General features: G+C 71.9%; 24 protein-coding genes and 1 pseudogene. 13 read left to right on the top strand and 12 right to left on the bottom strand.

What is annotated here, in order from left to right; translation table 11 throughout:
* Nucleotides 1–219: 219 nt before the first annotated feature.
* Nucleotides 220–1,674 (bottom strand): MFS transporter, encoded by a 1,455-nt coding sequence (locus AC5L38_RS09975; protein ID WP_495242452.1) that lies wholly within the window; start codon nt 1,672–1,674, stop codon nt 220–222.
* Between the two features lie 81 nt (nt 1,675–1,755).
* Between AC5L38_RS09975 and AC5L38_RS09970 the strand changes: the two genes are divergently transcribed.
* Both AC5L38_RS09970 and AC5L38_RS09965 read left to right on the top strand, forming a co-directional pair.
* Entirely contained in the window at nt 1,756–2,544 is a 789-nt protein-coding gene (locus AC5L38_RS09970) for a winged helix-turn-helix transcriptional regulator (protein ID WP_495242451.1), read from the top strand.
* A 280-nt stretch (nt 2,545–2,824) separates the two neighbouring features.
* The gene (locus AC5L38_RS09965; RefSeq protein ID WP_495242450.1) at nt 2,825–3,361 is read left to right on the top strand and encodes a COG4315 family predicted lipoprotein; all 537 of its coding nucleotides are present in this window, start codon (nt 2,825–2,827) and stop codon (nt 3,359–3,361) included.
* A gap of 398 nt (nt 3,362–3,759) precedes the next feature.
* Here AC5L38_RS09965 and AC5L38_RS09960 read toward each other — a convergent pair whose 3' ends face one another.
* Nucleotides 3,760–4,788, bottom strand: coding sequence for a LacI family DNA-binding transcriptional regulator (locus AC5L38_RS09960; RefSeq protein ID WP_495242466.1), 1,029 nt, complete (start codon nt 4,786–4,788; stop codon nt 3,760–3,762).
* Nucleotides 4,768–6,171, bottom strand: a pseudogene (locus tag AC5L38_RS09955) (GH1 family beta-glucosidase); the annotation flags it as partial. The pseudogene AC5L38_RS09955 and the gene AC5L38_RS09960, both read right to left, overlap by 21 nt.
* A 376-nt stretch (nt 6,172–6,547) precedes the next feature.
* Here AC5L38_RS09955 and AC5L38_RS09950 point away from each other — a divergent pair.
* From AC5L38_RS09950 to AC5L38_RS09940, 3 genes are read left to right on the top strand one after another with little or no spacing between them, the layout of a single operon-like run.
* A complete protein-coding gene (locus AC5L38_RS09950; protein ID WP_495242449.1) occupies nt 6,548–8,011 on the top strand; it encodes a serine hydrolase domain-containing protein in 1,464 nt (487 codons plus the stop codon).
* Complete coding sequence (locus AC5L38_RS09945; RefSeq protein ID WP_495242448.1) at nt 8,008–9,054, top strand: sensor histidine kinase; 1,047 nt, start codon at nt 8,008–8,010, stop codon at nt 9,052–9,054. The genes AC5L38_RS09950 and AC5L38_RS09945 overlap by 4 nt, the downstream gene beginning before the upstream one ends.
* The gene (locus tag AC5L38_RS09940) at nt 9,051–9,710 is read left to right on the top strand and encodes a response regulator (RefSeq protein WP_495242447.1); all 660 of its coding nucleotides are present in this window, start codon (nt 9,051–9,053) and stop codon (nt 9,708–9,710) included. Before AC5L38_RS09945 ends, AC5L38_RS09940 begins: the two co-directional genes overlap by 4 nt.
* A 16-nt stretch (nt 9,711–9,726) precedes the next feature.
* On the opposite strand, the gene AC5L38_RS09935 is transcribed toward AC5L38_RS09940, so the two are convergent.
* From AC5L38_RS09935 to AC5L38_RS09920, 4 genes are all read right to left on the bottom strand, one after another.
* Nucleotides 9,727–10,353, bottom strand: coding sequence for a TetR/AcrR family transcriptional regulator (locus AC5L38_RS09935; protein ID WP_495242446.1), 627 nt, complete (start codon nt 10,351–10,353; stop codon nt 9,727–9,729).
* Nucleotides 10,354–10,549: 196 nt separating this feature from the next.
* Nucleotides 10,550–11,347 carry a DUF4097 family beta strand repeat-containing protein gene (locus AC5L38_RS09930; RefSeq protein ID WP_495242445.1) on the bottom strand — a complete coding sequence of 266 codons (798 nt, stop codon included), beginning with the start codon at nt 11,345–11,347 and terminating at the stop codon, nt 10,550–10,552.
* Nucleotides 11,348–11,351: 4 nt separating this feature from the next.
* Nucleotides 11,352–11,993, bottom strand: coding sequence for a response regulator transcription factor (locus AC5L38_RS09925; protein WP_362834814.1), 642 nt, complete (start codon nt 11,991–11,993; stop codon nt 11,352–11,354).
* The gene (locus AC5L38_RS09920) at nt 11,984–13,222 is read right to left on the bottom strand and encodes a sensor histidine kinase (RefSeq protein ID WP_495242444.1); all 1,239 of its coding nucleotides are present in this window, start codon (nt 13,220–13,222) and stop codon (nt 11,984–11,986) included. The genes AC5L38_RS09925 and AC5L38_RS09920 overlap by 10 nt, the downstream gene beginning before the upstream one ends.
* Nucleotides 13,223–13,397: 175 nt before the next feature.
* Between AC5L38_RS09920 and AC5L38_RS09915 the strand changes: the two genes are divergently transcribed.
* Complete coding sequence (locus AC5L38_RS09915; RefSeq protein WP_495242443.1) at nt 13,398–14,264, top strand: hypothetical protein; 867 nt, start codon at nt 13,398–13,400, stop codon at nt 14,262–14,264.
* A gap of 181 nt (nt 14,265–14,445) precedes the next feature.
* Nucleotides 14,446–15,408 (top strand): asparaginase, encoded by a 963-nt coding sequence (locus tag AC5L38_RS09910; protein WP_495242465.1) that lies wholly within the window; start codon nt 14,446–14,448, stop codon nt 15,406–15,408.
* Nucleotides 15,409–15,671: 263 nt separating this feature from the next.
* Here the strand turns inward: AC5L38_RS09910 and AC5L38_RS09905 are convergent, their stop codons facing one another.
* Nucleotides 15,672–16,181, bottom strand: coding sequence for a VOC family protein (locus tag AC5L38_RS09905; RefSeq protein ID WP_495242442.1), 510 nt, complete (start codon nt 16,179–16,181; stop codon nt 15,672–15,674).
* 72 nt (nt 16,182–16,253) lie between these two features.
* On the opposite strand from AC5L38_RS09905, the gene AC5L38_RS09900 reads away from it, so the two are divergent.
* Nucleotides 16,254–16,706, top strand: a complete 453-nt coding sequence (locus AC5L38_RS09900) for a MarR family winged helix-turn-helix transcriptional regulator (RefSeq protein ID WP_495242441.1) — start codon at nt 16,254–16,256, stop codon at nt 16,704–16,706.
* Between the two features lie 314 nt (nt 16,707–17,020).
* On the opposite strand, the gene AC5L38_RS09895 is transcribed toward AC5L38_RS09900, so the two are convergent.
* From AC5L38_RS09895 to AC5L38_RS09885, 3 genes are all read right to left on the bottom strand, one after another.
* Entirely contained in the window at nt 17,021–17,524 is a 504-nt protein-coding gene (locus AC5L38_RS09895; RefSeq protein ID WP_495242440.1) for a GNAT family N-acetyltransferase, read from the bottom strand.
* A gap of 208 nt (nt 17,525–17,732) precedes the next feature.
* Nucleotides 17,733–18,026, bottom strand: coding sequence for a 4a-hydroxytetrahydrobiopterin dehydratase (locus AC5L38_RS09890; RefSeq protein ID WP_495242439.1), 294 nt, complete (start codon nt 18,024–18,026; stop codon nt 17,733–17,735).
* A gap of 164 nt (nt 18,027–18,190) precedes the next feature.
* Nucleotides 18,191–18,982 carry a hypothetical protein gene (locus AC5L38_RS09885; RefSeq protein WP_495242438.1) on the bottom strand — a complete coding sequence of 264 codons (792 nt, stop codon included), beginning with the start codon at nt 18,980–18,982 and terminating at the stop codon, nt 18,191–18,193.
* 351 nt (nt 18,983–19,333) lie between these two features.
* Between AC5L38_RS09885 and AC5L38_RS09880 the strand changes: the two genes are divergently transcribed.
* Both AC5L38_RS09880 and AC5L38_RS09875 read left to right on the top strand, forming a co-directional pair.
* Nucleotides 19,334–19,627, top strand: a complete 294-nt coding sequence (locus AC5L38_RS09880) for a hypothetical protein (RefSeq protein WP_495242437.1) — start codon at nt 19,334–19,336, stop codon at nt 19,625–19,627.
* 140 nt (nt 19,628–19,767) lie between these two features.
* Nucleotides 19,768–20,676, top strand: coding sequence for a DUF2199 domain-containing protein (locus AC5L38_RS09875; protein ID WP_495242436.1), 909 nt, complete (start codon nt 19,768–19,770; stop codon nt 20,674–20,676).
* Nucleotides 20,677–20,765: 89 nt separating this feature from the next.
* On the opposite strand, the gene AC5L38_RS09870 is transcribed toward AC5L38_RS09875, so the two are convergent.
* Nucleotides 20,766–21,932, bottom strand: a complete 1,167-nt coding sequence (locus AC5L38_RS09870) for an ROK family protein (RefSeq protein ID WP_495242435.1) — start codon at nt 21,930–21,932, stop codon at nt 20,766–20,768.
* Nucleotides 21,933–22,010: 78 nt separating this feature from the next.
* Here AC5L38_RS09870 and xylA point away from each other — a divergent pair, with 78 nt between their 5' ends.
* The 3 genes from xylA to AC5L38_RS09855 all read left to right on the top strand — a co-directional run bounded on the left by xylA (nt 22,011) and on the right by AC5L38_RS09855 (nt 25,418).
* A complete protein-coding gene (xylA, locus tag AC5L38_RS09865) occupies nt 22,011–23,162 on the top strand; it encodes a xylose isomerase (RefSeq protein ID WP_495242434.1) in 1,152 nt (383 codons plus the stop codon).
* Nucleotides 23,159–24,538: a xylulokinase gene (xylB, locus tag AC5L38_RS09860; protein ID WP_495242433.1), complete on the top strand. Its 1,380-nt coding sequence runs from the start codon at nt 23,159–23,161 to the stop codon at nt 24,536–24,538. The genes xylA and xylB overlap by 4 nt, the downstream gene beginning before the upstream one ends.
* Nucleotides 24,539–24,767: 229 nt before the next feature.
* Nucleotides 24,768–25,418 (top strand): DUF998 domain-containing protein, encoded by a 651-nt coding sequence (locus tag AC5L38_RS09855; RefSeq protein WP_495242432.1) that lies wholly within the window; start codon nt 24,768–24,770, stop codon nt 25,416–25,418.
* Nucleotides 25,419–25,468 lie beyond the last annotated feature (50 nt).

Raw genomic sequence — 25,468 nt, 5'->3', positions numbered from 1 at the left:
ACGACTTCAAGATCCGCGTCTGCGAGGGCACCGACAAGTTCGACGACTGCGGCCGCTGGGGCGACGCCTTCTGACCCCACCCCTTCAACCGAACAATCGAACAACCGAACACCGACCCGCCCGACCTCCTGGACAGCGATGTCCAGGAGGGGGCGGCGGACGAAGTGCGGCAGCAGTGCGGACGGCCGGTGACAGGGCCGTGCTCCGGTGGCCGCGGGCCTACCGGGACTCGGCGGGCACCGGGGTCTCGTGACGGGGTTCCGTACCGGCCCCGCCGCGCCCGCGCAGGCCGGACGCGACGACGGCCGCCGCGGCGACGGCCATCGCGAGCGGGATGACCAGGGCCGCGCGGAAGCCGTCGAGCTCGGTGAGGAGGGATCCGCCGGACCCGGTGGCGGCGACGTTCACCGCGGTCACCGCCGACAGGCCGAGCGCCGAGCCGAACTGGAAGGAGGTGTACAGCAGCCCGCCGGCGAGCCCCTGCTCCTCCTCGGCCACGCCGTCGGTCGCGGCGATGGTGAGCGGCCCGTACGCCAGGGCGAAGCCGAGACCGAGAACGACCATGGTCGGGAACATCGCCGCGTACGTCCAGTCGAGGCCGACCGGCAGGAACAGGGCGTAGGCCACGGCGGCCAGGCAGAGCCCGCCGAAGATCACCCGGACGTTGCCGAAGCGGTTCACCAGGCGCGGGGTGAGGGTGGGCGCCAGCACGGCGTCGATGCTGACCACCAGCAGCGCCAGGGCCGCCTGCAACGACGACCAGCCGCGCAGTTCCTGGAGGTAGAGCACGACGAGGAACTGGAACCCGAAGAAGGAGCCCCCGAACAGCAGCGCGCCGAGGTTGGCGCGTACCAGCGGGCCGGAGCGGAGGACGCCCAGGCGCACCAGCGGTGACGCCGACCGCCGCTCGATCGCCACGAAGGCGGCGAGCAGCGCGATCCCGGCGGCGAGCGCTCCGGCCGTCCATCCCCATCCGGCGGCGGGGTCCTCCAGCCTGACGACCGCGAACACCAGCACCATCATCGCCCCGGTCACGGTGACCGCTCCGGCCAGGTCGAAGCCCCGCCCGTGACGGTCCGGGCGGTCGCCGGCCGGGATGAGGAGGAGCGCGGCGACGAGGACCGCGGAGGCCATGATCACCGGGGCGAAGAACACCCACCGCCAGCTGATCTCGGCCAGCAGGCCGCCGACGACGAGGCCGAGGGAGAAGCCGGCCGCCGCCGTACCCGCGTAGACCAGGAGCGCCCGGTTGCGTCGCGGGCCCTCGGCGAAGTTCGTCGTGATGATGGACAGCCCGGCCGGCGCCATGAACGCGGAGGCCACCCCCGTCACGAAACGGGCGACGATGAGGACCCACCCCTCGGTCGCGAACCCGCCCAGGCCCGAGAAGACGATGAACACGCCGAGCCACGCCAGGAACATCCGCCGCCGCCCGAGCAGGTCGGCGGCCCGCCCGCCCAGCAGCATGAAACCGCCGTAGCCGAGCACGTACGAACTCATCACCCAGCTCAGCGAACCGGTGGTCAGGTCCAGGTCGGCGCGGATCGACGGCAGGGCCACGTTCAGCATCGCCACGTCGATCCCCTCAAGGAAGATCGCGCCGCACAGCACGAGCAGCATGCCCCAGGCGCGCCCGTCCATGCGGTCCGTGGGCGGAGACGGTGGTGTGGACACGAGACGACTCCTCGGGGAGGGGCGGGAACGTTGACGGTTCCCTCTTGTAAGTAGTCGCATCATGGGACACCATCGATGACCATGGAAGAAGGCACTTCGAAGTCACCGAGTTGTTGCCCGGATACCGACGACGCCTACGACGCGCGCCAGTGGGACACCCGGGAAGACTGCGAGGTCCGCCAGATCCTCGACCGGGTCGCGGACAAGTGGTCCCTGCTCGTCATCGCGCTCCTCGACAGCCGCACCCTCCGTTTCACCGAGCTGAGCCGCGAGATCGACGGCGTCAGCCAGCGCATGCTGACCGTCACCCTGCGCCATCTGGAGCGAGACGGCCTGGTGCGCCGCACCGTGTACCCCGTCGTGCCGCCCAGGGTCGACTACGAGCTCACACCCCTCGGCGTGACCCTGCACGACACCATCCAGTCGCTCGTCAACTGGACGGAACGGCACCAGAACGAGATCGCCGCCGCCCGCGCGGACTACGACGCCCGTACGGTCGCCGCGCCGGTCACTGCGCCGGTCACCGCGCCGGTCACCGCGCCGGGGGTCGCGACGGGAGTCGTGCCGGGGGCCGCGCCCTCGTCGAGGAGCGGCCACGAAACCCCGCCCGTGACGCCCCCGCGTAACGAAACAACACGCAGCACGCCGACGCGTGACGAAACTCGGCCTCCGGTGCCGTTACGTGACGAGACCCGGGGCACGACGTCGGCGCGTGAGGAGAACCGTCCCGGCGCGGGCCCCTCGCGGTGCGAGATGTGCGGCGACCCGATCCACGTCGCGCGCACCGGCCGCCCCGCCCGGTTCTGCGGCCCTGCGTGCCGTCAGAGGGCACACCGCCGCTCCCGCGCCACCCTCCGAGCCTCCGGCTGACCGCCCCGCTCCCCCTCTCCCGCCCCCTGTCCCTTGCCCCCGACCCGGGTTCCTCGCCCCGGCCTCCCGTACGCGGACGGTCGCGAGCGGGAGGCCCGGAGAGCCGGGGCGGGCGGGCCGGCGAAGGGCGGGCCCGTCGGCCTGGATGATCCGGGCGTGAGACGGGTCTCGCAAGGGCGGGCAAAGGCATGTCCAAGCGATCCGTGTCGTGCCCCCCGGCCGGTGCCGCAGCGTGTCTGCTGTCCAGCATTAATGGCACTGCTTACCTGGAGGGTCGGAGATGAGGAAGTTGCTTCGTGCCGGCGTGCTCGCGCTCAGCGTGCTCGCAGCCGGATGCGGCGGCGCCGACGACGGGAGCACGACCGAACCGATGGTCGCGGACCAGGTCGAGGCGTCACCCACCTCGCCGGCGACCCCCACCTCGCCGGAAACCGCCGACTCGTCCTCACCGGCGACCAGGGCCGTGGTCGAGCTGGGGGAGACGAGGATCGGAAAGGTTCTGGTCGGAGAGGAAGGACGCACGCTCTACCTCTTCGACAAGGACAAGGACGGGAAGTCGTCGTGTTCCGACGCCTGCGCGCGGGCATGGCCGCCGTACGTCACGGACGGGAGGCCCGAGGCGGGCCAGGGGGTCAAGGCGGACCTGCTCGACACCACGGAGCGGGACGACGGCACGACGCAGGTGACTTACAACGGCCATCCCCTTTACTACTTCGCCAAGGACACCAAGGCCGGCGACATCCAGGGGCATGACGTCGACGGCTTCGGCGGGGAGTGGTACGCGGTCAACGCGAAGGGGAAGAAGGCGCGCGACTGAGCCGTCCCGGGAGAGAGGCGAGCGAGCGCGCTCGCGAGGAGCGTGAACGAGCGCGCTCGTGAGGCCGGGCTTCCCGGGTCTCCGGGTCTCCGGGCCCCGGGTTCCTGGGCCTCCGGGTTCCTGGGCCTCCGCGCTTCAGAGCCCCGAGCTCCAAGGTGCCGAGCTTCAGGCCCCGAGTTCCAGAGCCCCCGAGTTCCAGAGCCCCGGGGCTCCCGGGGGCGTGTGGACGTGTGAACCGGAGGCCGGGAGGTCGGGCCGGGGCGGTCGCTCCGGCCCGCGGGGCGTCGCGTGCCCGGCGGGCCCTCGCGCTCCGCCTGGCGGGCTCGCGCTCCGCCCGTCGTGCCTCGCGCTCCGCCTGGCGGGCCCGCGCTCCGCCGTCGTGCCTCGCGGTCACCCCGTCAGGTGGACTCCCGGACGACCAGCTCGGTGGGCAGGATCGTCGACGACACGGGGCCGCCGTCGATCTGGCGGAGAAGCAGGCGAACCGCGGCCCGCGCCTGCTCCTCCCGGGGCGTGCGCACGGTGGTGAGCGCGGGCACGGCGTACGAGGCGGCCTCGATGTCGTCGAATCCCACGATCGCGACGTCCTTCGGCACCCGCAGCCCCGACTCGCCCAGCACCCGCAGGGCGCCGATCGCCATCAGGTCACCGGCCGCGAAGACCGCGTCGAGCGCCGGGTCGTCGCGCATGAGCTGGCGCATCGCCTCCGCGCCCGAGGCGAGGGTGAGGTCGCCGACGGCGATGATCGACCGGTGCCCGGTGTCGCGCAGGGCCTCGCGGTAGCCCCTGAGCCGGTCCTGCGCGGCGACCACGTCCGGGGGCCCGGCGATCGCGGCGATCCGCCGCCGTCCCCTGGCGAGCAGGTGCCTGACCGCCGAGGCGGCGCCGCCCACGTTGTCGACGTCGGCGTACGCCGCGTGCGTCGCCACCGAGGGCCTGCCCAGCGACACGACGGGGATGCCCGTACGGACCAGCGCGGCGGGCAGCGGGTCGGTGCCCCGCGCCGACACGAGCACCACCCCGTCGACGTGCCCCGAGGCGGCGTACTGCTCCACCCGGAGCCGTCCGGCCGGAGAGTCGGCGAGCATGAGGGTGACGCGCTTGCCCGACTCCTCCAGCTCGCGGGTGGCCGAGCGGACGGTCGCCGAGAACAGCGGGTCGTCGGAGCGGGCATCGGCGGGGGAGCCGGAGACGACCAGCGCGATCGAGTCGGTGCGCCGGGTCACCAGGCTGCGGGCCGCCGAGTTGGGGACGTAGCCCAGCTCGTTGACGGCGTGCATGACGATCGCGCGGAACTCGTCGCTGACCGTGTTCTCCCCGTTGATCACCCGGGAGACGGTGGACCTCGACACGCCCGCGCGTGCGGCGACCGCCTCCAGGGTGGGGCGCTTGACGCGCTCGCGGTGCAGCCCGTTGTGCCGGATCACCTCGCGGTACCACAGCGCGCTGTCCTTGGGCAGCCGCCGCTGCGTCTCGAAGTCGACGTGCACGATCCCGAAGCGCTTGTGGTAGCCCTCGGCCCACTCGAAGTTGTCCAGCAGCGACCAGACCAGGAAGCCGCGCAGGTCGGCGCCGGCCTCGATCGCGGCGTGCGCGGCCCTCAGGTGGCCCTCGAAGAACGCGGTCCTGTCGGTGTCGTGCACGCGGTCGCCGGTCACCACGTCGTCGAACGCGGCGCCGTTCTCGGTGACGAGCAGGCCGACCTCGGGGTAGTCGCGCGAGAGCCGCGTGAGCAGCTGGGAGAGCCCGGTCGGCACGATCGCCCAGCCCATCGCCGTCGTCGGGGCGTGGGTGCCGCTGAACTGGATGTCCTCGCTGCCGGGATAGGCGGCGTTGGCCGGCTCGCCGGGCTCGGACCGTACGACGCAGGGGGTGTAGTAGTTGATCCCGAGCAGGTCGATGGGCTGGTTGATCGTTTCGAGGTCGCCGTCGTGGATGTGGGCGGTCCCGCCCATGCGCTCCATGATGGCGAGCACCGGTTCGGGATGCGTCCCGCGCAGGACGGGGTCGAGGAACTGCCGGTTGATGAGGCTGTCGATCAGGTCCACCGCCTCGGCGTCCTCGGCGGAGGGGACGAGGCCGGGGTCGCTCACCTGGCCGGGCGTCATCACCGGCGTGAGGTTCAGGGTGAGGGCGATCTCGCGGGCGCCCGCGTCGCGCAGCACCTGGGCGCCCAGGCCGTGGGCGAGCAGGAGGTGGTGGGAGGCGCGGAAGGCCTCCGCCGCCGAGGCGCGGCCCGGCGCGTGGATGCCGATGCCGTATCCCAGCACCGCGGAGACCCACGGCTCGTTGATGGTCATCCACGTCCCGACGCGGTCGCCGAGCCGGTCGTACATGATGCGCGTGAAGTCGGCGAAGCGGTGGGCGGTGTCGCGGTTGGTCCACCCGCCCAGGTCCTCCAGCGCCTGGGGGAGGTCCCAGTGGTAGAGGGTCACGTAGGGCGCGATGTCGGCCGCCAGCAGCTCGTCCACCAGCCGGTCGTAGAAGTCGAGCCCGGCGGCGACGGCGGGCCCCGAGCCCGACGGCTGGATCCTGGGCCACGCCACCGAGAACCGGTAGGCCCCGAGACCCAGGTCCGCCATCATGCGGACGTCGTCGGCGTAGCGGTGGTAGTGGTCGCAGGCCACGTCGCCGGTGTGGCCGTCGATGGTCCTGCCCGGAGTGTGGGAGAACGTGTCCCAGATCGACGTGCCCCGCCCCCCGGCTCGCGCGGCGCCCTCGATCTGGTACGAGGCGGTGGCGGCCCCCCAGACGAAGCCCTCGGGAAAGGCCAGGGTCTCGCCCCGGGCCGAGATGGTCGTTGCGGTCATCCTCGAAAACCCCCGTTGGTTCCCGTCACCGTCCGGAAGCGCGGACGGTGGCGGGGTCGCCGTCGTCCCGGCCGGTGGAAGTGTCATCTACCGACATCATGAGACGGTAGCGGCCTGTCGTCGAGAGATTTCCCGACCGGCGTGGGCACGCTCCCACCTCACTCGCGTTCGCGATCGGCGACACAGTAACGGATGCCACCGACAGCGAGGCCGGGGAGCGGGTGCCCGCCCCGCCACCGTTAGCGGTCCGGGTGGTCACGCGGGTCTCCGGCGGGACGTCCGGCGCCCGTCGCCGGCCGGAGACCAGACTTTGGTCGGGGGTGGTGGTGGCCGATCGTCGGATCTTTCCGGGACCCGCGGTTTCTAGGTTTTCCCCATGAAACACGAGCTCATCCGCCTGGCGGCGGCGGCGGCCGGCCTGGTCTCGGTCCTCGTCCCGGTTCTCGTCACAGCTCCCGCCGCGCGGGCCGCACAGGCCGCGCCGCCCGCCACCGGGCTGACCCCGGCCGCCGTCGAGGCCTACCTCGACAGGACCATGGAGTCCACCGGGCTGCCGGGGATGTCCGTCGTCGTCACCCACGGGGGCGAGATCGTGCACGCCGGTGGGTACGGGCACGGGTCGGACGGCGAACCGGTCACCGAGAGGACCCCGATGCGCGTCGCCTCGGTCAGCAAGTCGTTCACCGCCATGGCCGTCATGACGCTGGTCGACGACGGCAGGATCTCGCTGGACGAGCCGGTCGCCGGGCGGCTGCCGGAGTTCCGCATGGCCGACCGGCGAGCCGCCGGGATCACCGTGCGGCACCTGCTCAACCAGACCTCCGGCCTGTCCGACACCACCGTCGACATCGGCGCGACGCGGGCGGCCACGTCGCTCGCCGGCTACGTGTCCGCGCTGGGCACCGGCACGCTGGCCGCCGACCCCGGCACGCGCTGGGAGTACTGCAACGTCAACTACGACGTGGCCGCCAGGCTGGTCGAGGTCGTCGGCGGACAGGGCTTCGGCGACTACATGGAGCGCCGTGTCTTCGGCCCGCTCGGCATGACGGGCAGCGCCGTCGGGGACCGCGTCGTCAGGCCGTCCGAGGGATTCAACTCGGTGTACGGCGCCTGGACGGCGCGCCCCGAGCTGCCCGGCCTCCGTGACGGCGGTAGTGGCGACGTCGTCACGAACGCGGCCGACATGGGCAGATGGCTGATCAGCCACACCGGCGGCGGAAAGCGGCTGGTGACGCCGGAGAGCCTGAGGACCATGCACACGCCGTCCGCGGTGCGCGACTACGGCATGGGCTGGGGCGAGGAGAGCGTGGCCGGCACCAGGCTGCTCGTGCACTCGGGCAACCTGTTCACCTACAACGCGGTGGAGGCGATCGCCCCGGACACGGGGTACGGTTTCGCGGTCATGACCAACAGCGCCGCTCTCCACGACGACACCTACGACGTGCTCACCGGGCTCGTCGCGATGAGCCGGGGCGGTACGCCGGACGTGCCGGGCGGCGGCCGGCAGACGTTCGAGCTGGTCCTGGGACTGATCGCGCTGGCGGGGGTGGGCCTGGGCGCGCTCGGCGTGCTGCGGTCCCGCCGCTGGGCGAGCCGGAGGGCGGGGAGCCCGGCCTGGCGGACCGGGCTGCGGCTGGCGCCGGTGCTGCTGCCGGTCGCGCTGTTCGCCGCGTATCCCTGGCTGATCTCCTTTCTCATGAACGGCCGGACGGTCACCTGGGAGCAGCTCACCTACTTCGCCCTACCGATGACGATCACCTTCGCGGTCGTGGCCGCGGCGGGGACCGTCACCGCCGCGATGCGACTGGCGAGGCTGCGATCGGTAGTGTCGACCCGATGAGAAACGGCGTGATACTGGCGGTGATCGCGGGATCCGCCCTGGTCAGCGGGTTGCACCTCGACTTCGTCCCGCTGTGGCGGCAGCTTCTCTTCGTGATACTGGCCGTCGCCGCCTACCTGCACGGCCGCCACCTGCCCGTACGGCGAGGCCGGCTGCTCCTGGCCGTTCTCGCGACGTCCGGGGCCGTCTACGCCGTGCCGGACCTCGCGACCGCTGTCGGCGCGCTGGCGGTTCTCGGCCTCTTCGTGGTGCTGCCGTGGCTGGCGGGCTGTTTCCAGCGGCAGCAGGCCGACCTGCTGGAGGCGGGGCGGGAGCGGGTCGCCCAGCTCGGGCGGGAGCGGGAGTTCGTCGCCGAGCGCGTCACCCTTCGCGAGCGCGCCCGTATCGCCGAGGACATGCACGACTCGCTCGGCCACGAGCTGGCGCTGATCGCGCTGCGCGCCGGAGCCCTGGAGCTGGCCGCCGACATGAGCCCGCGGAACCGGGAGGCGGCGGCGCGGCTGCGGGCCTCCGCGGTCACCGCGACCGACCGCCTCCGCCACACCCTCGGGGTGCTGCGCGAGACCGGCGCCGTTTCCACCGAACCGCCGGACGAGTCCATCGAGGCGCTGGTGGACCGCGCGCGTGGCGCCGGGATGACGGTCACCCTCGACCGCGCCGGCGAGGGGGCGCCCCTGCCGCCGCTGGCGGACAGGGCCGCGCACCGGGTGGTGCGCGAGTCGCTGACCAACGCCGCCCGCCACGCCCCGGGCGCGGACGTGCGCGTCCGCGTCGAACGGGCCCGCGACGCGGTCACCGTCACCGTGTCCAACTCCGCCGCCCCCGCCCCCGCCCCCGCCCCCGCCATGCCGCCGGGGCCGGTGCCGGCGAGCGGAGGGAGCGGGATCGCGGGTCTGCGCGAGCGGGTGCGGTTGCTCGGGGGGACCCTGCGGGCCGGTCCCCGGGACGGCGGGTTCGCCGTGACGGCGCGGTTCCCGTCCGGCCCGGCGTTCGAGGAGGAAGGGGCCCCGCCCGGCGGGAGAGGAGACGAGGAAAGCCGATGATCCGGATAGTGCTGGCCGACGACGAGGCCATGATCCGAGCGGGGGTGAGGGCGATCCTCGCCACCGACGAGGGCGTCGAGGTGGTCGCCGAGGCCGCCGACGGGCGCGAGGCGGTCGAGCTGGTGCGCGCGCACCGGCCGGACATCGCGCTCCTGGACATCCGGATGCCCCGCCTCGACGGCCTGTCCGCCGCGGCCGAGCTGCGTGTCGCCGCGCCGGAGGTCGCGGTCGTCATGCTGACCACGTTCGACGAGGACGAGTACGTCTCCAGGGCGCTCGACGAGGGAGTGCGCGGCTTCCTGCTGAAAGCCTCCGACCCCCGCGAACTGATCACCGGGGTGCGCGCGGTCGCCGACGGCGCGGCGTACCTGTCGCCGAGGATCGCACGGAAGGTCATCGAGCGGCTGAGCGGCGGCAGGCTCTCCAGGGCGGGGGTGGCACGCGGGCACGTGAGGTCGCTGACCGCGCGGGAGCGCGAGGTGCTGGCCCTCGTCGGCCGGGGCATGTCCAACCACGACATCGGCCGCGAGCTGTTCCTCTCGCAGGGCACCGTCAAAGCCCACGTCAGCGCCATCCTGCTCCGGCTCGGCCTGAACAACCGCGTCCAGGCGGCGATCATCGCCTACGAGGCGGGGCTGGTGCCGGGGGACGCCTGAGAGTCGTCCGGCGGGGTCAGGCCCCGGGAAGTCTCAGCATGCGGTCGAGCAGCTGGCGGTGATGGGCCAGAAGGCGTTGCCGCGCCCGCGGGTCGGTGGAGATGGAGTGCGCCTCGGCGATCGTCCGGCCGTGCAGGAACCCGTACACGCTCCAGATCAGCGTACGCAGCATCATGCCCAGGTCCACCTGGTCGTCGATCAGCCCGGCCCCGGCGGCGGCGCGCATCGCGTCACGGGTGTCGTTGATGAGGGAGACCGAGTAGGCCTGCTCCAGGTCGGGGAGGTCGGCGGCGTCGCCGAGCCAGCGGTGCATCCACAGGGCGGGGATCTGCGGGTTGTCGAGGCAGAAGTCCAGGTAGCGCTCGGAGAGGTCGTACATGACCGCGGCGAACTCCTCGGGGCCGGCGGCGGGGAGCGCGCTGAGCGCGTCCTCCACGACGGCCCGTTCCGCCCGGCCGGCGTGGTCGATGACGGCGAGGTAGAGATCGTGTTTGTCGCCGAACCGCTGTTGCACCCACGCCAGGTCCTGCCCGGCCGCCTCCGCTATCCCCTGCAGTGACGTGCCGTCGTGACCGAACGCCGCGAAGAGCCGCGCCGCGATGTCGATGACCGCTCGGCTCTGCGGGTCGTCGGCGGGAATCATGATTCGATTCAAGTCCCCCGGACGGGTACGGACGCCCCGGCATTGGTTTTGAACTGGTCAAACCTGTGTGTGCGATGCCCGTCCCGCCCGTCCGGCCGGCGGGGAGGCCGTGACGCTCCTCGCCGCGCCGGGTCCGTGGGGCTCACGGGTCAGGAGAGCGCGGGCCGGGCGCCCGGGGATCGGGAGGGCCCGGGGATCAGGAGGGGAGGACGCTCAGCCATCCCGTACCGGTCAGGGCGGTGATCCGCCGTGGGGCGGCCGGGTCGCGCCGCACCTCGACGTTCGCGTTCCCGGTGCCGGTCCGCACGTTGTAGCCCTCCTCGTACTCCTGCCCGTCCGGCACCCTGACCTCCACGTTCCCGGCCGCCTTCACCACGGCGCTGACGTCGCCGGGCGGGACGGCGAACCTCAGGTCGACGTCTCCCGTGCCGGTCTCGACGTCGGCCTGGGCGGACCTGAGGCCGGCGCCGATCACGTTGCCCGTCTGCGCCCGCACCCGCAGCGCGCCCCCCGTCCCGTCCACGATCACGTCGCCCACGGCGGTGGAGAGGCGCAGGTCGCCCTGGATCCCGCCCACGGAGACGCTTCCGAAGCGGTGGGACGTCGCCTCGACGTCGGTGGCCGTGGGCACGCTCAGGACGTAGTCGGCCTGGCAGGGAGGGCCGGGACGGTCGCCGGGGCAGCGGACGTCGAGCCTGAGCGTCCGCCCGTCCCACTCCTCGGTGACCACGGGCCGGTCCTGGACCCACAGGAGCGTCCGTTCCAGGCCCAGCCGCTTCAGCGCGCTCGGCACGACCGAGATGTTGACGTGGCCGGCCGCCTCCACGACGATCTCCGACGAGGTGAGCGCCCGGGACTGCAGCGTGGTCTCGACGCGCGGTTCGACCTTCGTGACCTCGGCCCACGTCGCCAGGGCGGTGAAGGCCACGGTGAGCGTGGTGAGCGCCCCGCCGGCGACCAGCCAGGCGGTCCGGACGTTGTTTCGCATCGGCATGCCCTCAAACCTTCAGGAATCGCAGAACGGCGAGTACCCGGCGGTGGTCCTTGTCGGCGCCGGAGAGGTCGAGCTTGGTGAAGATGTTGTTGATGTGCTTGCCGACCGCGCTCTCGGACACCACCAGGGCCTCGGCGATCCCGGTGTTGGAGCGGCCCTCCGCGATCAGCGCGAGCACCTCGTGCTCCCTGCGGGTCAGCCGGTCCAGCGGGTCGCTGTGCCTGCGCAGCAGCAGCTGGGCGACCACCTCGGGGTCCAGGGCGGTGCCTCCGGCGGCGATCCGGCGCAGCGCGTCGAGGAACTCCTCGACGTCGGCCACCCGGTCCTTGAGCAGGTAGCCGATCCCGCTGGTGGCGGTGGACAGCAGCTGGGTGGCGTAGCGCTCCTCGACGTACTGGGAGAGCACCAGGATCGCGAGCGCCGGCCGCTGGCGGCGCAGGACGAGCGCCGCGCGCAGGCCCTCGTCGGTGTGCGAGGGGGGCATCCGCACGTCGGTGACGACGAGGTCGGGGACGTGCTCGTCCACGGCGCGCAGCAGCCCCTCCGCGTCGGACACGGCGGCCACGACCTCGATGCCCGCGGAGCCGAGCAGACGGACGAGTCCCTCTCTCAGCAGTACGGAGTCCTCGGCGAGCACTACGCGCACGGTAGCTCCACTCTGATCGTCGTCGGCCCGCCGAGCGGGCTGTCGACGTACAGGATGCCGTCCACGGAGCCGACCCGGCGGGACAGGCCGCGCAGGCCGGTCCCCCGGTCAGGGTCCGCGCCGCCCCGGCCGTCGTCGCTGACGGCCACGTGGAGGCGGTCGCCGAGGCGGTCGACGACGACCTCGGCGCCGGACGCGTCCGCGTGCTTGGTGATGTTGGTCAGCGCCTCGGACACGACGAAGAACGCCACCGCCTCGACCGTGGGGGACACCCGCTCGGAGATGTCGACGTTCAGCCGTACGGGGAAGGGGGCCCGCGCGGCCAGCCCGGACAGCGCCGCGTCCAGGCCCTGGTCGTTGAGCACGGCCGGGTGCAGCCCCCGGACGAAGTCGCGCAGCTCCTTCAGGGCCTGCTTGGCCTCCTCGTGCGCCTGCACGATCACCTCGCGGGCGGGTTCCGGCAGGTCGGTGAGGGTGGCGCGGGCCATGCCCAGGTTCATCGCCAGCGACACCAGCCGCTGCTGGGTGCCGTCGTGGAGATCCCGCTCGATGCGGCGGCGCTCGGCGTCCGCGGCGTCGACCACCTCGGTACGGCTCTCCCGCAGCGTCTCCACCCGCTGGGCCAGCTGGTCGCTCAGGCTGGGGCCGAGCAGGGCCTCGGCGGCGATCACGTCCAGCACCGCGAACCCGCGGGCCACCCACGGCCCCGCGACGAGCAGGGCCCCGGAGACGAGGACGAACACCAGGCTCGGCCAGGTCTCCTCCGCCGCCCAGTGACGCACGGCGAGCCCGGCGGTGACCAGGCCGCCCGCCCACGCCCCGACGACGGAGGCGGCACCGAAGCCGCTGATCAGCGGGGTCAGCAGGTGGTAGCCGATCCGGCGCCAGGTGCTCCGCGTCCTGGCCTCCTGGAGCAGCCGCCTGAACGGGTTCACGCTCAGGGGGCGGCGCGGGACCGGGAGGATGTCGACGCCGAGGAAGGCGGCGAACCGGGAGCGCTGCACGAGGGTGAGCAGCCGGACGACCACGAAGAACAGCAGCAGCGCGACCACGGGGACCACCACGGTCCACACCAGCAGCACCGACACCGTCACCAGCGCCCCGATCGCCGCCGTGCCCAGCAGGGCGATCGGCACGCCCGTCACCAGGTGCGCGGTGCGGAGCCAGGCCCGCGTGGACCAGTGGGCGCTGATCCTCTCCCAGGGGGTGGTCATCTCGGTGCCGGTCATGGAATCCACCGTAGGGACCGCGGCGGCCCGGACACAGGGGCGAGGTATCCCGGAAAAAGGTGGGGCAAACCCCACCCCCGCCACGGGCGTGCCCCCGCCTCTGCCCTCGCGGTCGTACGGTCTGACCCTTCATGGGGTAAAGGAGTTGTTTGTCTGCTTCACCTACCCTTGAAGAATGAGCCCCCGCGAGCATGCCGACCTCGCGGGAGCACTCCCCGGCGTCTCCGGCTCCGCCGATCCCCTCCGGCTGCTCGCCGACGACCCGATGTCTGAGCCCCTGACCTACCCGGGCCGCCTCCCCGCGGGAGCCGGGCTGCTGGACGGCGACCGGTTCCTGCCGATGTCCGAGGAGGCCGGCGCCCTCGGCGGCCACCGGGTCCGGGCCGGGAGCCGGGTCGTGCGGCTCGCCGACCACCTGGCGAGCCTCGGCGCGGGGCCGGCGGAGGCCCGCCACCCGGTGGTCGCGGTCGGGTCCAACGCCGCGCCTGGCCAGCTGCGCCGCAAGTTCACCGCCGCCGGGCTCCGGCCCGTCGTCCCGCTGATCCCGGCCACCGTGCACGGCGTCGCCCCGGGGGTCTCGGCGCACGTCAGCCGGAACGCCTACCTGCCCGCCGCGCCCGTCAGGGTGGCCGGGGCGTCGCTCCTGTTCGTCGTGTGGGTGGACGACGCCCAGCTCGCCGCGCTGGACGCGACCGAGCCGAACTACCTCCGGCTCCCGCTCCCCCCGGACTCCTTCCCGGTGACCCTCTCCTCGGGAGAGGTCCTCCCGTCGTGCCACGTCTACGCGGGCAGGCACGGCTGCCTGGTGGACGAGGGGGGCGAGCCGCTGCCGCTCGCGCCCCAGCCGGAGCTGATCGGGCACCTGCTGGCGCGCTCCGCGAATCTGCGGCGCCTGTTCGGGCGGACACCCGAGGAGTTCGTGACCAGGGCGCGGCGGGACGACGGGACGAGGGAGGCGGCCCGCGCGCTGTTCCTGAGCGACGGGCTCGCCGACCCCGGAGCCGGGCTCGCCGGAGAGCTGTCACGTCTCCCGGACCGCTGACGGCACCGGTGCCCCTGACAGGGGCCCACGCCGGGCCGTGATCGTTCCCGGCGGTCTCGTACGGTCCCGCACGGCCTCCGGGCACGCGCCGGCCTCCGGATAACCCCAATGGGGGTAGTCATGGGTTATAAATAGGGGCGATCTGAAAGTGGTCATCGAAGGGATCACCTCCTTGAAGCGTGTGCTGCTGCTGGCGACCGGTGACACCATCGCCCACCTGTACGCCCCCGGCCGTCCGGGCGTCCTGTCCGGGGCCGAACTCCTGCGGGCGCTCCCGCCCGGCGCGGTCACCGCGGACGTGGTGGCCGAGGACGTGATGGCGGAGCCCAGCTGGGACATGTCGCCCTCGACCATGCTCGAACTGGCCCGCAGGGCGCGCTCGGCCATCCTGGACCGCGGGTTCGACGGCGTCGTGATCACCCACGGCACCGACACGCTGGAGGAGACCGCCTACCTCGTGGACCTGCTCGCGGGCCGGGCGGCGGAGCGCGGCGCCATCGTGCTGACCGGCGCCGTCCGCCCCCTGGACGAGCCGTCCCCGGACGGCCCGCGCAACCTCGTCTCCTCCATCACGGCCGCCGCCGACGGCGCGCTGCGCGGTGCCGGGGCCGTCGTGTGCGTCAACGACGAGATCCACGCGGCCCGCTGGGTCACCAAGGTCGACGCCACGAGCGTCGCGGCGTTCTCGTCGGCCCCCTTCCCCGTGCTGGGCCGGGTGACCGGTGACCGGGTCGCCACGCTGTTCGCCCCGCCGTCCCGGCCGCCCGCGTTCGTGGGGGACCCGGCGTCGGACGTCGCCCTGATCAAGACCTATCCGGGGATCGTCCCCGCGCTGCTCACCGCCGTCGTGGACGCCGGGGCGCAGGGTGTCGTGCTGGAGGGGACCGGCCTGGGCAACGTACCCGTCGAGCTCTTCACGACGATCGCCGAGCTGACGGAGTGGGGGATCCCGGTGGTCGTCGCGTCTAGATGCCGTACGCACACGGTCCCGCTCGGAGAGATGCGCTTCGGGGCGGGGCTCGCCGCGCGCGTCGGGGCGATCGGGGCGCGCGGCCTGACGCCCTCGAAGGCGCGGTGCGCGCTGATGGTCGCTCTCGGGACCGGCGGGATCGGCGCGGTACGCGACTGGTTCGGCAGGCTCTGACGCCGGTCCGGCAGGGGCAGGCGCCCGCGAGACGGTTTACGGATAGGTAAAAACCGCGGAAAGGGGAGTATCCCCGAGCTGTGCGGGCACGTCGGTGGAGTCCGTGATCCGGCGAAGGGCTGGGGAGGCCTTCGCCGGATCACCCCCCTCTTCCCCGTCCAGGTCCCCCGACGGCCCGGCGAGGCACGCTGGGCCGTCGGGGTGACCGGACGAGCCGGACGCCCGGAACGATCAGAACCGGACGAGCCGGACGCCCGGAACGATCAGACGGGGATCGAGACCCCGAGGCCGCCGCGGGTCTCGGCGCCGTACCGCTCCTTCTCCTTGGCGATGTCGAGGGGCTTGATGCTGGAGCGCCCGCTCAGCACCTCCTCGGTGAGAAGGTCGGCGGGGACCAGCCAGGAGACCTCGAACTCCAGCCCGTCGGGGTCCTTGGCGTACAGGGCCTTGGTGGTGGAGTGGTCGGAGGCGCCGACGAGGGCGTTGAGCTCGCCGAGCTTGAGGGCGATCCGCTCCAGTTCCCGGAGGGTGTCGACCTCCCAGGCCAGGTGGTAGAGGCCGACGGTCGAGCGCCCGGCCCCCGACGGGCCCGCCTGCGCGCCGACCTCGAAGAGGCCCAGGTCGTGGTCGTTGCTGGACCCCGAGGCCTGGAGGAACACGGCGCCCGGCATGCCCATGACCGCCCTGAAGCCGAGTGCCTCCTCGTAGAACGCGACGCTGCGCTTCACGTCGCGCACGAAGAGAACGGCGTGGTTGAGTCGCTGGACCGGCATGGTTCCTCCCAAAAGCTTGAACTCTCAAGTAGATTACCCCCGCTTTGTTGAGAGTTCAAGTAAGGTGGGTGCGTGACGCGATGGCTGGACGATGACGAGCAGCGCACCTGGCGTGCGTTCCTGGCCGCCTCGCAGCGTGTCCAGGAGGAGCTGGACCGGCAGCTACAACGAGACTCCGGCATGCCGCACGCCTACTACGCCGTGCTGGTGAAGCTCTCCGAGGCCCCCGGGCGCATGATGCGGATGAGCGAGCTGGCGGCGGAGGTCAACTCCTCGCAGAGCCGCCTGTCGCACGCGGTGAAGCGACTGGAGGAGCACGGCTGGGTGCGGCGCGAGCCGTGCGCCGCAGACAAGCGCGTGAGCTGGGCGATCCTCACCGACCAGGGCCTCGCGGTGCTCGCCGCCGCCGCCCCCGGCCACGTCGAGGCGGTACGGCAGACCCTGTTCGACCGCCTCGACCCCGAGCAGGTCCTCCGGCTGGCCGAGATCTGCGCCGCCATCCTCGCCCCCCCGGATCCTTCGTGACCGAACCTCACGGGGATGTTCTCGGGTGTTGGCCTCCGCGGTCCGATCGTGCTAATCGAGAGAGGTCTTTGGCGGTGGCTGACTCCTTATACATCCCATTCCTTATGCCGCGGATCGGGACCGGAGTCCCGCCCGCAGAAAGCGCATTCTCGGGCTGAAGGGACTGGCGATAGAGGTCGATGATGAAGTCGGCTGTGAGCTGCGGGCGGGGATCGTTGTCGACAGCCCCGTGATGCGCGCGGCGAAGCGGGAAATGTCGTCCGGCTGGTAGCCGAACCGGCGCAACGTGGCGCGCGGGCCGATCGGTGCTAGTACTAGTTCATTGGCCAGGCGTACTCGAACTCGGGCAGCTCAAAACCCTGCTGAAAACGGCACATCCGCTCGTCTGTGCGGCGTGCGCCGTGTCGTTCGTAAAAATCGATGGCTCGCGTGTTCGCACTGAGCACCTCCAGATAGACCTCCCTGCCGGGGTGCTCGTCCGCCGCCCACGCCAACCCTCGCCGCAGCAGTTGCGTTCCGATGCCTGAGCCGATGCTCCCCGGCCGCACGTGGAGATTGTCAAGCAGGATCCGCTCACCGGGAACCGGAAGCAGGTAGACAAAGCCAAGCAACTCTCCATCGCCGTCGTGAGCGACGAACAGCCCTGATCCCTGCACAGGCGAAGCCAGCCGTTCTCGCCACAGCGTCAGTCGGTCGTCGGTCAGGGGTCCGTTCAGGAAGTTGTCGGGCATGATCCCCGCATACGCCGAACGCCAACTGTCCACGTGCAGAGCAACGATAGGGATAATGTCATCAACTTTTCCGCTTCTTATCTGCATGGCGCAAAGCATCCCATACAGGACGGAATAGGATACGGGAGACCCTGACCAAGGAGGGGTCGTCCAGCGATGACCTACCAAGCTGAATGATCAGCGCCGAAAAGGCTCATGATCTAAACCTCCTACAGGTCCTGGGAGAGCCGTTCGCAGGGCGTGGCCTTATCAGAGATGCCGACGCTCGGCGGACCGCTTTGCTCCAAACCCGTGTTCAAGCCGCTTCGGCATTGTGGCCGGCGGCGATCGCGTCAATGTGGCGGGCGAGTTCGAAGTCCTTGGCCGTGAGGCGGTCTCCGGCGTCGTGAGTGGTGATCGCGAACCGGATCCGCTGCCAGGTGATGTGCATGTCAGGGTGGTGGCCGATCTCGCGGGCCTTGGCCGCGACGTACATGGCCAGGTGTACGCACTCGTGGTAGGCGTGCTTGAACGTCCGGGTTATGGTCTGCCCCTCACGTTCCCATCCCGGTAGCTCGGCCAGACGGGCGACGATCTGCTCTTCGGACAACGGCTGAGGGGACATCGGCATCTCCGCGTCGATACGTCAGGCGAACCAGGAAACGATCTCAACCAACTCCCGGCTCCGTATGGGGAGAGTGGATGTCTCCCCTGATCGGAGGGACGCCGGTCTTTCGCGATCGAGCCCGTACGGCGGCAGTCGTCCACAGAGAACTACGTCGCGGCCTTGACTGCCAGAACCTCACGGAACTCGCCGAGGACCGGGCGGTCCTGCTGGTCGAGAGGGACGGCGCGCAGCAGCATGCGCCCGGTCTCGATGATGTGGTTGCTGCGATAGGCGATCGGAACGGCGTCCACCACCGCTGCCGCACGGCGCGCGCCCTCGTCGACGCCTCCTCGAACGACCACGGAGAGCGCCTCGTGCAGAGCGATGTTGGCCCGGTACTGGTAGTCGCCGGTCAGCCTGATCACGTTGTCGCGGGCCACACCCGCCCTGGTCTCGTCTCCCGCACCGGCGTAGACCCAGCTCTCGGCGAAATAGATCTGGTTTTCCTTCCAGAAACCGAGCGGGTCGGCGCTCACCCCTTTGCTCGCGAGGTCGAGGAGTGTGTCCAGGGTCTTCAACGCCTCCCCGTGCCGTCCGAGCAAGGACAGTGCCTTCGCACGGGTGGTCATGAGATCGACGTTCGGTGCTCCGGCGATCTGCTCGGCATTGTGCACGAGGCGCAGCACGGTCTCCGGGGCACGCTGCCCGTACAGGCCGTGTCCCGCTTCCTCCGCACGGATCAGCAGGCGGGTTTCGAGGTCCCCGGAGGCGTCCGCCGCGTTCCGGCCGGTGCGCCACCAGCGCACGGCGGCCCCGTGGTCTCCAAGGCGGATCAGCGCGTTGGCGTGAACGGCGGAAAGCGCGGCCAGGACCCGGTGCAAGTCCGCGACGTCGGCGGGAGCGGACGCCTCTATCTGTTGTCGTACCGTGAGCAGGTCGACGATGAGATCGGCCGCCACCTGCGCGGGAGGGCGGTTCCTGAGCGCGTACAGGTGGTCGCCGCAGCTCAGCTCCCACTCTTCGGCACTGCGGAAACCCTGGTCGAGGGACGGGCAGCCCGCTGCTCAGCTCCGCGCTGACACTGCTCGCAGCGGCCGAACATCTCGCCGAGCACTACGCCGTCCTGCGCGCCAAGGACGCCGCCGACGTGCTGCGAGCCGGTTTGCCTCTCCTGGCCGACGTGATCCTGGCCGAGCATGTCGACCCGCGCTGACGCCGGCGCGGCCCGAGCCGCCCGACAGGTGCAGCGGCACGCACCCATCAAGGAGTCAGTCGTGATGCCGTCCCATGGCGCCCCGGCAGGTGACCAATTGAGCACGATCACCTGGCATCCCGGTGCCATCTCCGCGCTCAAGCACCTGCGTACCGAACTTCACACCCACCGGATCTATCCGGCGATCTCCTACGACCAGGGTCGACCCCGCCTGGTGATCAGCGCCGATCTGACCGTGTGGGCCGACTCCATGGGCATGTTCTTCTGCTGGGGCACCACCTGCCTGGAGGAACCCGCCGACCACGCCCCCGCAGACGACGTGTCACAGGCCGCGCACCGCGTCGCCGGACGGCTCGGAAAGCACTACGTCGAACCGGTGGCCCCTCCCTGAGCAGCGCGGCGGACGGCGATCCCATCTCCTGTGCCGCCGTCCCCGCGCCTCGTGGTTCCGCCGATCCCGCAGCGCAGGCCCTCCCGCGACGCGACCGGCTCCGACGGACCTCGTCACCGCACTGGATATGCTTTCCCATCATGATCACAGACGCCGTTGTGACGTGTTCCTGCTGCGGCACGCAGTTGTCCGGCACCGACCAGATCGACGTGCGGTTCGGGCTGCCCGACGTCGCCCTGGAGGTCGCGGAGACCGCGCGACACCCGGTGAACCCCGGCCTGCTACGTGTGGACGGTCACGGATGCTTCGCCAGGTGCCTGCTGCCGGTGCGGCTGTCAGGTGGGGTGACGTTGATGCTGGGCACCTGGATACGGATCAGTGAGGACGATCTGGAACGCGCCCACTCGCTGTGGGACGAACCCGCGTACGCCGGTCTGGCCTTCAGCGGCACCTTGGCCAACGCCATCAAGCCCTGGGACCAGGACGTGATGGGCGCCGACCTCACGGTCGTTGTCCGCAACGTCGACGAGATCCCCTACGTGGACGCCAGCCCTCACCCTCTGCTCACCCGGGTTCTACGCGCAGACTGGGACCGGGACGAGGTGCTGCGCCATTTCGGCCACGCGCTCCCCGTACCGGTCAGGACCCGGCTGAACGACCACTGGAGCATTGAACGCAGCGCGGGGATGGCGGCACGCGTCATCGAGGGAACCTTGCAGTTCGCCGGTCCAGGCCGAACCGTATACGCCGACCTGCGGACCGCTTCAGGCCCGGGGACGCCGGATGAGTTTCTGGCCTCGCTGATCGAGGGCGCCCCCGTCACCGACGCGGCCCATCAGCTGACCGAGCACCACCAGGGCGGTCTGCGGCACGCCTTCTGGCTGACCTCCACCGGGCCTGAGCAGCCGCAGCACGAGCTGTACGGCTTCGTGATCCACCACGATGAGGCCGTCGCCCTGGCCTGCGTCCACGACGACCCGCAGGACCTGTCCTGGGCACAGCACGTGTGGCGGTCCGTCATCCACCTGGATCACCTTCCGGCCACCTGATCTCGCCGGGCGCGTGAAGCCGGCCATGAAATGGCGGCGGACCTTCCCGGCTGGAAGGCCGGGCCTACCATGAAGCGTGGACGTCGCGGTCAGATCCGTGCTGCGGCCAGGTGGCTCCAGGGGTCGGCGATGACCCGGTGGATGACCTGCCCGGCGGCGCCCAGGGTCGCGGCGTCGCCGCCGAGCCGCGAGACGGTCAGCTCGGGGACGGCACGGCGCATCACGCCCAGCCGGGAGGTCATCGTCTCGTGCGCCGGACCCCGGATCCACGGGAACAGCGTGGCGAACACCCCGCCCAGCACGATGGTCCCCGGGTCCATCAGATGCACCGCCGAGGTGAGGGCGACGCCGAGCGCCTGGCCGGCGCGCTCGCAGGCCTCCAGCGAGTCCCGCTCGCCCGCGTGCAGGCGCGCGAGCAGCGCGGCCACCCCGTCGGGAACCCCGGCCAGTCCGGCGGCCCTCAGCAGCGCGTCCTGTCCGGCGTACTGCTCCAGGCAGCCCCGGCCGCCGCAGCGGCAGGCCGGGCCGTCGGGGGAGACGACCACGTGTCCCAGCTCCCCGGCGAGGCCGCGGACGCCGCGGAACAGGGTGCCGCCGACCACCAGGCCCGCGCCGATGCCGATCTCCCCCGACACGTGCAGGAAGTCGCCGGGGACGGAGCCGAACCACAACTCGCCCAGGGCCGCGAGGTTGGCCTCGTTGTCCACCTCGACGGGGAAGTCCAGCAGGTCGGAGACGCGGACGTCGTGCCAGCCGAGGTTGGGGGCCGTGTGGACGAGCCCGCCGTCCACGGGGCCGGGCACCGCGAGGGTCGATCCGGCGATGGACAGGCCCTCCGCGTGCGCTTCGTCCACAGCCCTGTGGGCGAGTTCTTCCAGGTGAGACAGGGTTTCCACAGGGGAGGACGTACGGTTGTCCACAGCCTGTGTATATCTGAGCCGCACCGCGAGGGTGAGGTCGACCACGCAGGCGGACAGGTAGTCGACGTTGATCTCCAGGCCGAGCGCGGCGACCCGCCGCCCGCTGAGCGAGACGGCCGTGCCGGGCCGCCCCCGCTCGCCGTCCCTGAGCGCGCCCGACTCGGTGACCATGCCCGCCTCGATCAGGTCGCCGACCATCTTCGACACCGTCGTCTTGGTCAGTCCGGTGATCTCGGCCAGCGCCGCCCGGGTGACCGGACCGCTCCTGCGGACCTCGCCGAGAACCACGCCGAGATTGCGGGCGCGCATCGAATTGTGGCGTACAGCCTGTGTCATGGAGCATCCACCTCTTGACGATCCCACCACCTCGATCCATATTAAGTCCATAAAGTGGATTAAATCGGAGGAACGCAGATGAGCGCCTACACCCCCAAGCCCGAAGACCGCTTCACTTTCGGGCTGTGGACCGTCGGCTGGCAGGCCCGTGACCCCTTCGGGGACGCCTCCCGGGCCCCGCTGGACCCGGCGGAGAGCGTGCACAGGCTCGCCGAGCTCGGCGCGTACGGCGTCACCTTCCACGACGACGACCTGCTCGCCGTCGAGCCCGACCGCGACAGGGCCATCGCGAACTTCAAGAAGGCGCTGGCCGAGACCGGGCTCAAGGTCCCGATGGCCACCACGAACCTGTTCACCCACCCCGTCTTCAAGGACGGCGGCTTCACCAGCAACGACCGCGACGTCCGCCGCTACGCGCTGCGCAAGGTCATCCGCAACGTGGACCTGGCCGCCGAGCTCGGCGCGACCACCTACGTCTGCTGGGGCGGGCGCGAGGGAGCCGAGTCCGGGGCCGCCAAGGACATCAGGGCCGCGCTCAGCCGCTACAAGGAGAGCATGGACCTGCTCACCTCGTACGTGATCGAGCAGGGCTACGACATCAGGTTCGCCATCGAGCCCAAGCCGAACGAGCCGCGGGGCGACATCCTCCTCCCGACCATCGGCCACGCGCTCGCGTTCATCAACGAGCTGGAGCACTCCGAGCGCGTCGGCCTCAACCCCGAGGTGGGCCACGAGGAGATGGCCGGGCTCAACTTCGCGCACGGCATCGCGCAGGCGCTCTGGCACGGCAAGCTCTTCCACATCGACCTGAACGGCCAGCACGGCCCCCGCTACGACCAGGACCTGATCTTCGGCCACGGCGACGTGAAGAACGCCTTCTTCCTGGTCGACCTGCTGGAGAACGGCGGCTACGACGGCCCCAGGCACTTCGACTACAAGCCGCTGCGCACCGAGGACTCCGAGGACGTCTGGGTCTCGGCCGCGGCCAACATGCGCACGTACCTGATCCTGAAGGAGAAGGTCGCGGCGTTCCGCGCGGACCCCGAGGTCGCCGAGGCGCTCGCCGCGAGCAAGGTCGCCGAGCTCTCCGAGCCCACGCTGGCACCCGGCGAGACGATCGCCGACCTCGGCCGCGACGAGTTCGACCTCGACGCGGTGGCCGCGCGCGGCTTCCACTTCACGCGCCTCAACCAGCTCGCGATGGACTACCTCCTCGGAGTCCGCGGATGACATTGGTGGCCGGGGTCGACTCGTCGACCCAGAGCTGCAAGGTGGTGATCAGGGACGCCCGCACGGGCGCCCTGGTCCGCCAGGGGCGCGCGAGCCACCCCGAGGGCACCGAGGTCGACCCCGGGGCCTGGTGGGACGCGCTCCAGGAGGCGATCGCGCAGGCCGGTGGGCTGGACGGCGTCGAGGCGATGAGCGTCGGCGCGCAGCAGCACGGCATGGTCTGCCTGGACGAGTCCGGCGACGTCGTCAGGAAGGCGCTGCTGTGGAACGACACCCGTTCCGCCGGAGCCGCCGCCGACCTGGTGAAGGAGCTGGGCGGTCCCGAGGCCTGGGCCGAGGCGGTCGGCAGCGTGCCGGTCGCGTCGTTCACGGTGACCAAGCTCCGCTGGCTCGCCGAGCACGAGCCCGACTCCGCCCGTCGCACGGCGAGGGTGTGCCTGCCGCACGACTGGCTCACCTGGCGGCTGGGCGGGGAGTTCGTCACCGACAGGGGTGACGCGTCGGGCACCGGGTACTGGTCGCCCGCGACCGGCGCCTACCGGACCGACCTCCTGCGGACGGCCTTCGGCGCCGTGCCCGGACTCCCCGAGGTGCTGGGGCCCCGCGACCCCGCGGGCGAGGTGCGGCCCGCAGCCGGCGTCTCCGGCGCGGGCGTGCGGCTCGCGCCGGGCACGGGCGACAACATGGCGGCGGCCCTCGGGGTCGGCGCCCTGCCCGGGGACGTGGTCGTGTCGATCGGCACGTCGGGGACGGCCTTCGCGGTCGCCGCGGGCCCGAGCGCGGACCCGACCGGTTCCGTGGCCGGGTTCGCGGACGCCACGGGACGGTTCCTCCCGCTGGTGGCCACGCTCAACGCGGCCAGGGTGCTCGACGCCGCCGCGCGGATGCTCGGGGTCGGTCTCGACGAGCTCGGCAGGCTGGCCCTGGAGGCGCCCTCGGGGGCCGGAGGGCTCGTCCACGTCCCGTACCTGGAGGGCGAGCGGACCCCGAACCTGCCCACCGCCACGGGCTCGCTGCACGGGCTGACACTCGCCACCTCCACCCCGGCGCACCTCGCCAGGGCGGCGGTGGAGGGCATGCTCTGCCATCTCGCCGACGCCTTCGACGCCCTCGGGCTCGACCCGGCCAGGGTGCTGCTCATCGGGGGAGGCGCCAGGTCGGAGGCCGTACGGCGGATCGCCCCCGCGGTCTTCGGACGGCCCGTGGTCGTCCCCGAGCCCGGGGAGTACGTCGCCGACGGGGCGGCCAGGCAGGCCGCCTGGCTGCTCGGCGGCGACGAGCCCCCGGAGTGGGAGGCGGGCAAGGCCGAGCACTACGAGGCCGATCCCGCACCGGAGGTCAGGGCCCGCTACGCCGAGGTCCGCGACCTCCGCTGAGCACGACCTCCGCCGAGCCGCGGGTACAGCCGCGGGTACACGGCCGCGCGCCCTCGTCCGGCGCGCGGCCTCACCCGGCTTGTGCCTCGCGGCTCGCACCATGGTGTTCCCCCGCCTCCGTCCCGGACGCGGGGACCGCCGCCGGGCGGGGCGTCTCAGGGGTGGCTCAGGGTTGGATCAGGGGTGCCGCCGGATGTCTGAAACGTCCTCTGGCGGACAGTCTTAGCTCATGCTCGCGTCGAAGAGGCTCTACCCCCTGATCGCATGCGCCGGGCTCGTCGTGGCCGCCGTGGCGGCGGCCGCCGGACAGGCCGACCCGGTTCCCTACGCGAACCCGCTCGATCTGACGATCAGCGAGTACGCCGCGCTGGACCGCACCGGGGCAACCGGGTTCGCGATGGCGGCGCTGGGAGTCGCGGCCTTCGCGGTGGCCGCCGGGCTGCGGGCCGTGGGGGCGCCGGTGGGCGTCCTGGCCGAGCGGCTGCTGCTGGCCTGGGGCGCGGGGCTCATCGTGCTCGCGGTGGTGCCCGCGGCCCTTCCCGGCACGGGGACCGACCTGATCTCCCAGGCGTACCGCTACGTGTCGCTCGCCGTGCTGGCCGCGGTGCCCGCGGCGGGCGCTCTGACGGTGGCGCGGTTCGGCGAGGACGAGCGGTGGCGGCCGGTGGCCAGGCCGCTGGAGTGGCTGACGCTGGCCGGGGGGTTCGGGCTGCTGGCGCTCACCTACGTGACGCTCCCCGGGGACGGGGTGCTCGCCGGTCTCGCCGAGTGGACCCTGCTCGGCACCGAGGTCGCCCTGATCGGCGTGCTGGCCGTCCGGCTCGCGCGACTGACCTGGACCCGGAGCGCCGCTCCCGCATCACGCGCCGCTCTCGGCTGACGCACTCACTTCTGAAAACTCTTTCACGACATGTCACGAATGGGCTACAA

Source organism: Streptosporangium nanhuense, assembly GCF_059358815.1.
The sequence above is the reverse complement of the archived record's forward strand: the minus strand, read 5'-3'. Positions and strand labels throughout refer to the sequence as shown.

What these genes read in the sequence shown, in the direction of transcription:
- xylB (WP_495242433.1), top strand. Translation starts at nt 23,159, where the DNA reads ATGACATTGGTGGCCGGGGTCGACTCGTCGACCCAGAGCTGCAAGGTG.
- AC5L38_RS09875 (WP_495242436.1), top strand. Translation starts at nt 19,768, where the DNA reads ATGATCACAGACGCCGTTGTGACGTGTTCCTGCTGCGGCACGCAGTTG.
- AC5L38_RS09965 (WP_495242450.1), top strand. Translation starts at nt 2,825, where the DNA reads ATGAGGAAGTTGCTTCGTGCCGGCGTGCTCGCGCTCAGCGTGCTCGCA.
- AC5L38_RS09870 (WP_495242435.1), bottom strand. Translation starts at nt 21,932, where the DNA reads ATGACACAGGCTGTACGCCACAATTCGATGCGCGCCCGCAATCTCGGC.
- AC5L38_RS09930 (WP_495242445.1), bottom strand. Translation starts at nt 11,347, where the DNA reads ATGCCGATGCGAAACAACGTCCGGACCGCCTGGCTGGTCGCCGGCGGG.
- AC5L38_RS09905 (WP_495242442.1), bottom strand. Translation starts at nt 16,181, where the DNA reads ATGCCGGTCCAGCGACTCAACCACGCCGTTCTCTTCGTGCGCGACGTG.
- AC5L38_RS09940 (WP_495242447.1), top strand. Translation starts at nt 9,051, where the DNA reads ATGATCCGGATAGTGCTGGCCGACGACGAGGCCATGATCCGAGCGGGG.
- AC5L38_RS09935 (WP_495242446.1), bottom strand. Translation starts at nt 10,353, where the DNA reads ATGATTCCCGCCGACGACCCGCAGAGCCGAGCGGTCATCGACATCGCG.
- AC5L38_RS09920 (WP_495242444.1), bottom strand. Translation starts at nt 13,222, where the DNA reads ATGACCGGCACCGAGATGACCACCCCCTGGGAGAGGATCAGCGCCCAC.
- xylA (WP_495242434.1), top strand. Translation starts at nt 22,011, where the DNA reads ATGAGCGCCTACACCCCCAAGCCCGAAGACCGCTTCACTTTCGGGCTG.
- AC5L38_RS09970 (WP_495242451.1), top strand. Translation starts at nt 1,756, where the DNA reads ATGGAAGAAGGCACTTCGAAGTCACCGAGTTGTTGCCCGGATACCGAC.
- AC5L38_RS09945 (WP_495242448.1), top strand. Translation starts at nt 8,008, where the DNA reads ATGAGAAACGGCGTGATACTGGCGGTGATCGCGGGATCCGCCCTGGTC.
- AC5L38_RS09915 (WP_495242443.1), top strand. Translation starts at nt 13,398, where the DNA reads ATGAGCCCCCGCGAGCATGCCGACCTCGCGGGAGCACTCCCCGGCGTC.
- AC5L38_RS09895 (WP_495242440.1), bottom strand. Translation starts at nt 17,524, where the DNA reads ATGCAGATAAGAAGCGGAAAAGTTGATGACATTATCCCTATCGTTGCT.
- AC5L38_RS09950 (WP_495242449.1), top strand. Translation starts at nt 6,548, where the DNA reads ATGAAACACGAGCTCATCCGCCTGGCGGCGGCGGCGGCCGGCCTGGTC.
- AC5L38_RS09855 (WP_495242432.1), top strand. Translation starts at nt 24,768, where the DNA reads ATGCTCGCGTCGAAGAGGCTCTACCCCCTGATCGCATGCGCCGGGCTC.